Below are 9,277 nucleotides of genomic sequence, written 5' to 3' on the forward strand. Positions count from 1 at the left end.
CGGGCGCAGGTCCTCGAAGCCGGTGGCGGCAGCGCGTGCGGCGGCAAGCACCCCGGTCACGGCCGACGGATTGTGCAGCCGTCCGGCCATGACCGCGTCCACCGCATCGTCCAGATCTACCCAGAGGTGCTCGATTTCGGCTTCCTCGTCAGTGCGCTGGTGCCGCTGCGCCTCCGGCACCTCGGAGAGGTCGCGGGCCAGGTAGATCCGGATCGCCTCACTGGAAGAGCCGGGCGAATTGAAAAAATCCACCAGCACGTTCCAGCGCCCGGCCATCAGGTCGGCTTCCTCGGCCAGTTCCCGCACCGCGGCATCGACGAAGTCCTCGCCGTCCACGTCCAGCAGGCCCGCCGGGATTTCCCACAGCGACATCCTGGTGGGCTGCCGGTACTGCCTCAGCAGCAGGACCCGTCCCTCCGTGTCCATCGCCAGGATGGCCACCGCGCCCGGATGTGCGATGTAGTCGCGCACCAACGTCTCGCCCGTGTCCGGGCCCAGCGTGAAGGTGTCGCTGACCACGTCCCAAATGCGTCCGCGGTAAACGGTTCGGCTGTCGACCAGCGGACGCGGGTCGGGGATGTCGGCAAAGGCCGCGGAGTGCGCCGACACTCAGGCTCCGGACTTTGCCGTGGCCTTGGGCTTGCCGTGCTCCAGTGCGGCGGCGACGAGGCCGGCGAACAGCGGGTGCGGCCGTGTGGGGCGCGAACTGAGTTCCGGATGCGCCTGGGTGGAGACGTAGTACGGGTGCACGTCGCGGGGCAGTTCCACGAACTCCACCAGCTTGCCGTCCGGGGAGGTGCCGGAGAAGACCAGGCCCGCCGCGGCCAGCTGGTCGCGGTATTCGTTGTTGACCTCGTAACGGTGGCGGTGACGTTCGCTGACCTTGGTGCTGCCGTAGGTCTCCGCGACGACGGAGCCGGACTGCAGGGCTGCCTCGTACAGGCCAAGGCGCATGGTGCCGCCCAGATCACCCTTGCCGTCGACGATGTCCAGCTGCTCGGCCATGGTGGCGATCACCGGGTGCTTGGTGTCCGGATCAAACTCGGTGGACGAAGCGTCTTCCAGTCCCACGATGTTGCGGGCGTACTCCATGACCATCGACTGCAGGCCGAGGCACAGGCCAAGGGTGGGCAGCTTGTGTTCGCGGGCGAACCTGAGTGCGCCGAGTTTGCCCTCCAGTCCGCGGATGCCGAAGCCGCCGGGCACGCAGATGGCGTGCACGCCGTGGAGGGCGGCGGCTGCGCCTTCTTCGGTGGCGCAGTCGTCGGAGGGAACCCAACGGATCTTTACCTTGGTCTGGTTGGCGAAGCCGCCGGCGCGGAGCGCTTCGGTCACCGACAGGTAGGCGTCGGGCAGGTCGATGTATTTGCCGACCAGCGCCACCTCGACGTGGTGCTTCGGGTTGTGGACCGCCGACAGCAGCCGGTCCCACTTGGTCCAATTGACATCCTTGAACTTCAGGTCAAGGTGCTGCACGATGTACGCGTCCAGGTTCTGCGAGTGCAGGGTCTTGGGGATGTCGTAGATGCTCGGCGCATCCGGGCAGCCAATCACTGCGTCGATGTCCACGTCGCACATGCGGCCGATCTTCTCCCGCATCGCCGCAGGGACTTCCCGGTCGGACCGGATCACGATGGCGTCCGGCTGGATGCCGATGGAGCGAAGCGCGGCGACGGAATGCTGTGTCGGTTTGGTCTTCAGCTCATGCGACGGGCCAATGTACGGCACGAGCGACACATGCAGGAAGAACACGTTGTTGCGCCCGACATCCTGCCGGACCTGGCGGGCGGATTCGAGGAACGGCTGCGATTCGATATCGCCGACGGTGCCGCCGATCTCGGTGATGATCACGTCCGGAACCTTCTTGCCCGCGACAGGCTCGGCGGGCAGGCGCATGCGGCGCTTGATCTCGTCGGTGATGTGCGGGATGACCTGAACTGTGTCGCCGAGGTATTCGCCGCGGCGTTCCTTCGCGATCACGGTGGAGTACACCTGGCCGGTGGTCACGTTTGCCGACCCGTCCAGATTCTCGTCCAGGAACCGCTCGTAGTGTCCGATATCCAGATCGGTCTCCGCGCCGTCGTCCGTGACGAAGACTTCACCGTGCTGGAAGGGATTCATCGTGCCCGGATCCACGTTCAGGTAGGGATCGAGCTTTTGCATCGTCACGGAGAGGCCGCGGGCACGGAGCAGGTGGCCGAGGCTTGAAGCCGTCAGTCCCTTCCCGAGCGAGGACGCCACGCCGCCGGTGACAAAGATATGTTTGGTCGTCTTGGACGACTTGGAAAACCGGGAATTAGTTCGCTGCACCACGGAATTCGAGCCTATCACCTTTCTGGACGCCCTCGGATCTCAAGGCCGTTCCGACCGCTGCCGGGTGTGCGAACACACACCCGCCGGTCAACTGCTCCCCCGCCGGCGGCGGGGCTGGTCGTGCCTGTAGCCGATGCTACAGCGCCCTCGCTCCGTCGATGAGTTCCTGGGCGTGGGCGCGGGCGGAATGGGATTCTTCCTGGCCGGCGAGCATGCGGGCCAGTTCGGTCACCCGCTCTTCGTCGTCGAGCAACCGGACGTCACTGGCGGTCATCCCGCCGTCGTCCCCGCCGGCCGTCTTGATCACCCGGATGTGCTGGTCCGCGAAGGCCGCCACCTGCGGCAGGTGGGTCACCACTATGACCTGCACGTAGCGGCCCAGCATGGCCAGGCGGCGGCCGATCTCGACGGCCGCCTTGCCGCCGACGCCGGCATCCACCTCGTCGAAGACGAAGGTGGGCACGGGATCGACTTCCGCCAGCACCACTTCGATGGCAAGCATCACACGGGACAGTTCACCGCCGGAGGCACCCTTGCCCAGCGGACGCGGCGGGGCACCCCGGTGCGGCTTGAGCAAGAACGTGATGACGTCGGCGCCGTGCACCGTCAGGGCGGGCGCCGGTTCGATATCGATCAGCAGTTCGGCCTCGGCCATGGCCAGCGCCGACAGTTCTGCGCCGACCCGGCGCCCGAGTTCGGTTGCGGCTTCACGCCGCAGCGCCGTCACCGCGGCTGACTGGATGGCCAGGGCGGAGTCCAGTTCGGCGATTTCCGCCTCCAACCGCTCGATCCGGCTGGAGTCGTCGGTCAGGTCTTCCAAGCGGGTGCGGGCCTGAACGGCCCACTCGAGCACTTCGTCGATGTTCGGCGCGTATTTGCGCACGAGCCGTGCCAGGTCGGCCCGGCGCGCTTCGACCTCCTCCAGCCGGCCCGGCCCCTCGCTGTCCAGCGATGCGCCGTAGCTCGCCAGCTCCGCGGCGACGTCGGCGAGGATGATGCCGACCTCGGCGAGCCGGGCCGCGGCGCGGCCCAATTCGGCGTCTTCGTCCTGGACCTGCTCCAACGACCGTTTCGCCGCGTCGACCAGGGCCGTCGCGTCCGGGGAGTCGGTGTACTCCTCGGCCACGAGCGCCTGGTGCGCCAAGGTGGCAGCAGCGCGCAGTTCCTCGACGTTGGCCAGCTTCACGGCCTCGGCCTTCAAGGCGTCGTCTTCACCGGGCTGGGGGTCCAGCCCGTCGATTTCCTCCAGGGCCTGCTGCAGCGCCTCGGCTTCGCGCAGGCGTTCGCGGGCCTCGGTCCGCAGGGTCTCCAGTTCGGTGCTGGCTTCCCTCCAACGGGCGAATGACGCTGCATAACCGGACAGCGCCGTGGTGAGGGCTTCACCGGCAAACTTGTCCAGCGCTTCCCGCTGCGCCTGCTGGCTCTTGAGCCGCAGCTGGTCTGTTTGGCCGTGGACCGCCACCAGGTGGCCGCCGATCTCGGCCAGCGTTCCCACCGGCGCTCCCCGGCCGCCGACGTGCGCGCGGCTGCGGCCATCGGCGTTCACCGTCCGGGCCAGCATCAGTTCAGCTCCGCCGTCGAACTCGTCGATGTCAGCGCCCGCCTCACCCGCGCGGGCCAGGGCAGGACTTCCCGCGGCAAGCCGAACCACGGCCTCGGTCACTGCGTTGCGTGCCCCGGTCCGCACCGCCCCGGCGTCCGCGCGGGCACCCAGCAGCAGGCCGAGCGCGGTGACCACCATGGTCTTGCCCGCACCCGTCTCGCCCGTCACCACCGACAGGCCGGGCCCCAGCGGAAGCGTAGCCTCGGTGATCACACCGAGGTTGCGGATCCGGATTTCTTCGATCACTTCGGCGCCTCCTGGCTTGGCTGGGCGTATCGTGGTTCCACTGTCCGCACGGTAGGCAGGGACGAAGTCGGCGGCTGTTCTTCCGAGGGGCTGACGGGCCCGCGCCATCCCGACGTCGGCAGTTCGAATTTGCGGACCAAACGCTCCGAGAACGGCGTCCTCCTGGTCCGGGCCAGCCGCACGGGTTTGTTGGAGCGCGTCACTTCGATCCGGGAACCGGGCGGCAGCTCCAGGCTTCGGCGGCCGTCGCACCAGAGTACGCCGTTGGCATCGCTGCGGCTGAGCACTTCCACCGCCATGATCGAATCCGGGGCAACCACCAGCGGTTTGGCGAACAGCGCGTGGGCGCTGATCGGGGTCATCAGCAGGGCTTCCACCTGGGGCCAAACCACCGGGCCGCCCGCGGAGAAGGCGTAGGCAGTGGACCCCGTGGGGGTGGCCATGACCACGCCGTCGCAGCCGAACGAGCTGATGGGCAGGGCGTCGACCTCGACCACTACTTCCAGCATCCGCTGCCGGTCGCCTTTTTCCACCGCCGCCTCGTTCAGCGCCCAGGTATGGCCGATCTTGCGCTTGTCCAGCCACACCTGGACGTCAATGGTGAGGCGCTCCTCAACCGTGTATTCGCGGTTTACCACCCAGTGAACCGTCTGGGCCAGATCCGCCCGCTCGCTCTCGGCCAAAAAGCCGACGTGTCCGAGGTTAACACCCAGCAGCGGGACGTCCGATTCCCGGACCAGTTCGGCCGAGCGCAGGATGGTACCGTCGCCGCCGAGGACCATGCCCAGATCAACGCCGTCCAGGCCGATGTCCTCGTCCAGTATTTCGGTGGGAACGGCCAGCTCGCCGTAGGTCTCCTGGAGGTGTCCGACCTCTTCCCGTCGCATGACCGGCACCAGGCCGGACGAGTGGAGTTGGGCGCAGGTTTCCTGGGCGGCCGCCAGGGCGTCTGCGCGCCCGGTGTGCGCGAGCACCAATATCCGCCGGCTCATCGCTCCACTCCCGGTTCCTGCCCTCTCGGTTCATCCAACTGGTCCGGCCTCGCTTCCCGCTCCCGCGGGAAACCGGCCATGGCCGCGTCCACTGCCTCCTGCAGCACACTACCCGTTCTGCGCTCAGTGGCCCCCGGGGGAACACTTATCCACAGGAAATATTCGACGTTCCCGTCCTGGCCGGGAAGCGGGCTGGCCGCCAATCCGCGTATGTCCAGCCCCCGTTCCAACGCTGCGGCGACAACGTTGCGAACCGCCCGGTACCGTTCCGTGTCGGAACTGACGACGCCGCTGCGCGCCAGCCGCTCGCGGCCAACCTCGAACTGCGGCTTGACCATCAGCAGCAGATTCCCGGCCGGACGGGTCGCATCGGCCAACGGTCCTATGACCAGGGTGAGGGAGATGAACGACAGATCCGCGACGGTCAGGTCCACCGGGCCGCCGATCGCTGCCGGGTCGAGATACCGGACGTTCAGGCCTTCGAATACCCGGACCCTGCTGTCCGTACGAATCGCGTCGACGAGCTGGCCGTGTCCGACGTCCACGGCGACGACCTCCTGCGCGCCGGCACGCAGCAGTACATCGGTGAAGCCGCCGGTAGAAGCTCCGGCATCGAGGCAGCGCAGGCCCGCCGGATCGACTGCGGGGAAGGCCGCCAGTGCACCGGCAAGTTTGTGTCCGGCCCTGCTGACGTAGTCGGGGCCTCCGTCTGCGGCCACGGCCAGCTGGTCGTCCGGGCCGACGGCGGCCGCCGCCTTGGTCAGTACAGTTCCGGCACGACTGACCCGCCCGGCCGCTATGAGCTTGGCTGCGTGGGTACGGGACCGTGCCAATCCGCGGGATACGAGCTCCTGGTCCAGTCTGGGCATAGGGCTCAATCAGCCTCGGTCTCCAGCTCGGCCAACAAATCGTCGTGGATCTGCTGGTACACGTGTTGGTGCCCGCGTACGGGAAGGTCCGGAATCCCGGCCAGGCCGGAGATGATCGCGTCGACCGGCTCGTCGGCCGTGGAGTCACCGGGGGCCGGCCACTGCGGCTGCACCCGGCCGCCGCTCTCCCCTGATTCTGGCAGGTCCAAGCTATCCTCCCTCGCGTCGGCGGCTGTACCCAACCGCATGAGCCAGTCTAATATCGGCCTTCAATCGGCAAGGTCAGGCGCGGCCGCGGACGCCTGGTGCGGATGGGCATCCCACCAAGCCGCGCAGGCAGCGCGCCAGGTGTCCACATCCTCCCGGCTGCCGGAGACATTCAGCTTCCCGTTTTCGACGGCGGCCACCGCAGCACCGCAGCGGAACCCCGAGCCGTCAGGGGTAACGGCAGGATAGGGCCGGTACAGTTCGGCCAGGCTGCCCAGCAGATACCGTGGCCGTTCGGCCGTGCGCGCGGCGAGGATCGTTTCGACCCCGTCGATGCCGGTCAAGACGACTGCCGTGTCCATGCCCGCGTTGTTGCCGCCGAGGATGTCGGTATCGAGCCGGTCCCCCACCACCAGCGGGCGGCGAGCTCCCAACGCCGCAGCCGCCGTCGTAAAAATGCCCGCTTCCGGCTTTCCTGCAACCAGGGGCACCGCGCCGGTGGCTGCCTGTACGGCCGCCACCAACGAACCGTTTCCGGGGGCGATGCCACGCTCTCGGGGAATGGTCAGGTCCGTGTTGGTGGCGATCCAGAAGGCGCCCGCGGCAACGGCGAACGATGCCTCCGCCAAGTCCTTCCAGCCCAGCTCCGGGTCAAACCCCTGGATCACGGCGACCGGGGCATCGAGGGCGGAACGGACCGGCACGAAGCCTTGGGCGGCTGTTTCGTCCGCCAGGGTTTGGCTTCCCGTGACCAGGACCTTTGAGCCCGCCGGAACATGCCGGGCAAGCATCAGCGCACCGGCCCGCGCCGACCCGAAGACCTGGTCGGCGGTGGCCGGCGCACCGAGCTCGCGCAAATGAGCGGCCACCTGCGCCGCTGACCGCGACGCATTGTTGGTGATGTAGCCCAGCGCCGTCCGGGTCTCCGCGAGGCCCCTCAATGCCTCTACGGCTCCGGGGATAGCCTGGTGCCCGGCGTACACGACGCCGTCCAGATCGGACAGCACGGCGTCGTAGCCGGAGATCAGCGGCTTACCCGTCATCGTCCCTGCTGGCCTGGGCGGACGCGGTGCCGGGAGCGCCGGCGTCTTCGACGTCCGTCGCAGCTGGAGCAGCCGCTTCATGGGAGCCGGTCGGAGAACCAGCCGCAGGCTCACTTTCGCCGTCGTCCGGCGCTGACTCTTCAGATTCGGCCGGGCCGGCCGTGTCGGCCTCGTTGATGAAACCCCGCACATCGGTAACGGGGCCAGCTTCGCGGCGGCCGTCATCCGGTTCCATCTCATCGCCGACCAGGTCGACAATCTCGGGCTCGGCAAAATCTCCCACGCCCAGGGCGTTTTCGGCCACCATCGCCTGGCGCCTCCATTGCTGTGCTTCCTCACCACGGTTAGCGGCATCCAAGGCGTCCGCATACGCCCGGAACAGCCGCGGGCTGTAGGAGAAGGCCCTGTTTCGGTCCAGTTGCGGAATCTCCAAGGCCGCAACCGCCGCGTCGTACTGCTCCAGGTCGGAACGGGCGCCGGAGGCCACAATCGCCAGTTCCACCTTGCCCGCCGTATCCAGTGTTGCGGCGTCTTCTGACCGCGTCAGCTCCAGCGCCCTGTCCGGCCGCCCGAGGCCACGTTCGCAGTCGGCCATGATCGGCAGGTGCTCATTGGAGCCGCTGATGCGACGGAAGGTGCGGAACTCCCTGAGGGCTTCACCGTAGTGACCGGCCGCGTATGCGGTCAGGCCGACGGCCTCTCGCACCGGAGCCATGCGCCCACCCCTGCGGCTGGCCGCCAGGGCGTGCTGGAAGGCAAGTTCCGGTTCCTCGTCCAGCAGTCGCCCGGCCATCACCAGGTGCTTGGCAACCCACTCAGCGTTCTTGGACTCCAAGGTCCGCAGCTGCGCGCGCGTGACGCGGTCCAGCTCGGCACCCGTGACGTCGGGGTCAATCTCCGGTGAACGCGGGCGGTCGACCCGGTTGGAACTGCGCAGGTCTCCGGCATTGTGATCAGGTGCTCCGCCGGCGCGCTCGAACGACCTGCCACCGCCGTCGTGGCGGGAACGGTCACCGCGGTCCTGGCGGGGGCGGTCACCGAAGTCCCGACGCTCACCACGATCCTGACGCGGCCGATCATCGCGCGAACGGAAACCACCGGCACCACCAGACGCGCTGCCACGATCCTGACGCGGCCTGTCATCGCGCGAACGGAAACCACCCGCACCACCAGACGCGCTGCCACGATCCTGACGAGGACGATCACCAAAGTCCCGACGCTCACCACGATCCTGACGCGGCCGATCACCAAAGTCCCGACGCTCACGATCTTGGCGGGGACGATCATCGCGCGAACGGAAACCGCCGCCGGACGAGCTGCCGCCACGGTCCTGACGAGGACGATCACCAAAGTCCCGACGCTCACCACGATCCTGACGCGGCCGATCCTCGCGCGAACGGAAACCACCCGCACCACCAGACGCGCTGCCACGATCCTGACGCGGCCGATCACCGAAGTCCCGACGCTCACCACGATCCTGACGCGGCCGATCACCAAAGTCCCGACGCTCACCACGATCCTGACCCGGCCGATCATCCCGCGAACGGAAACCACCCGCGCCACCGGAACCGCCGCTGCGTCGGTCCTGCTTGTCGGGGCGCTTTCTATCGCCGCCCTCGGTGGAGCGCTCGGCTCCCGACCGGTTGCCAAAGTTGCCTCTGCCTGCACCCCTGTCGTCTCGTCCTTCACGACCCCGGAAATCAGCCATGCCGGAACTCCTCTCAGTGCGGGCCAAGGTCGAACCAGCCAACCACAGCCATCAAAAATCTCTATGAAATGCGTGTCTTGTTGTGGGCGCAATCATCTGTGGCGCGCCCGTACCATCGATCCATTCTAGTCCAGCGGACTGTTCTGCCAGTTGCAGACAACCGCCGTCGGACTGTGACTCCACTAACGAACCGGCATCCTGGTTAAACGCGGGAAGGCCCCGCCATCGTTGGCGGGGCCTTCCCGTGTTCAAAGAATGTCCGGCGGCGACCTACTCTCCCACACCCTCCCGAGTGC

General features: G+C 67.7%; 9 protein-coding genes. 1 reads left to right on the forward strand and 8 read right to left on the reverse strand.

The annotated features are described in order from the left end of the window. From AC5RUJ_RS06780 to AC5RUJ_RS06815, 8 genes are all read right to left on the reverse strand, one after another. Positions 1 to 609 (reverse strand): NUDIX domain-containing protein (locus AC5RUJ_RS06780; protein WP_494155699.1); only part of this gene is annotated, 609 nt, incomplete at its 3' end. Further along, positions 610 to 2,331, reverse strand: a complete 1,722-nt coding sequence (gene pyrG / locus AC5RUJ_RS06785; RefSeq protein ID WP_494128973.1) for a CTP synthase — start codon at positions 2,329 to 2,331, stop codon at positions 610 to 612. A gap of 118 nt (positions 2,332 to 2,449) precedes the next feature. Next, complete coding sequence (recN, locus tag AC5RUJ_RS06790) at positions 2,450 to 4,162, reverse strand: DNA repair protein RecN (RefSeq protein ID WP_494128972.1); 1,713 nt, start codon at positions 4,160 to 4,162, stop codon at positions 2,450 to 2,452. Beyond that, positions 4,159 to 5,154 carry an NAD kinase gene (locus AC5RUJ_RS06795; RefSeq protein ID WP_493999429.1) on the reverse strand — a complete coding sequence of 332 codons (996 nt, stop codon included), beginning with the start codon at positions 5,152 to 5,154 and terminating at the stop codon, positions 4,159 to 4,161. The genes recN and AC5RUJ_RS06795 overlap by 4 nt, the downstream gene beginning before the upstream one ends. Further along, positions 5,151 to 6,023, reverse strand: a complete 873-nt coding sequence (locus tag AC5RUJ_RS06800; protein ID WP_493999428.1) for a TlyA family RNA methyltransferase — start codon at positions 6,021 to 6,023, stop codon at positions 5,151 to 5,153. The genes AC5RUJ_RS06795 and AC5RUJ_RS06800 overlap by 4 nt, the downstream gene beginning before the upstream one ends. A 5-nt stretch (positions 6,024 to 6,028) precedes the next feature. Continuing rightward, a complete protein-coding gene (locus tag AC5RUJ_RS06805) occupies positions 6,029 to 6,232 on the reverse strand; it encodes a hypothetical protein (RefSeq protein WP_494128971.1) in 204 nt (67 codons plus the stop codon). A gap of 60 nt (positions 6,233 to 6,292) precedes the next feature. Beyond that, complete coding sequence (locus AC5RUJ_RS06810) at positions 6,293 to 7,273, reverse strand: HAD-IIA family hydrolase (protein ID WP_494128970.1); 981 nt, start codon at positions 7,271 to 7,273, stop codon at positions 6,293 to 6,295. Next, complete coding sequence (locus AC5RUJ_RS06815) at positions 7,263 to 8,108, reverse strand: hypothetical protein (RefSeq protein WP_494128969.1); 846 nt, start codon at positions 8,106 to 8,108, stop codon at positions 7,263 to 7,265. The genes AC5RUJ_RS06810 and AC5RUJ_RS06815 overlap by 11 nt, the downstream gene beginning before the upstream one ends. Positions 8,109 to 8,270: 162 nt before the next feature. Here AC5RUJ_RS06815 and AC5RUJ_RS06820 point away from each other — a divergent pair, with 162 nt between their 5' ends. Next, positions 8,271 to 9,110, forward strand: coding sequence for a hypothetical protein (locus AC5RUJ_RS06820; protein WP_494128968.1), 840 nt, complete (start codon positions 8,271 to 8,273; stop codon positions 9,108 to 9,110). The last annotated feature ends 167 nt before the right edge of the window (positions 9,111 to 9,277 follow it).

Source organism: Arthrobacter sp. Y3223164 (assembly GCF_059091005.1).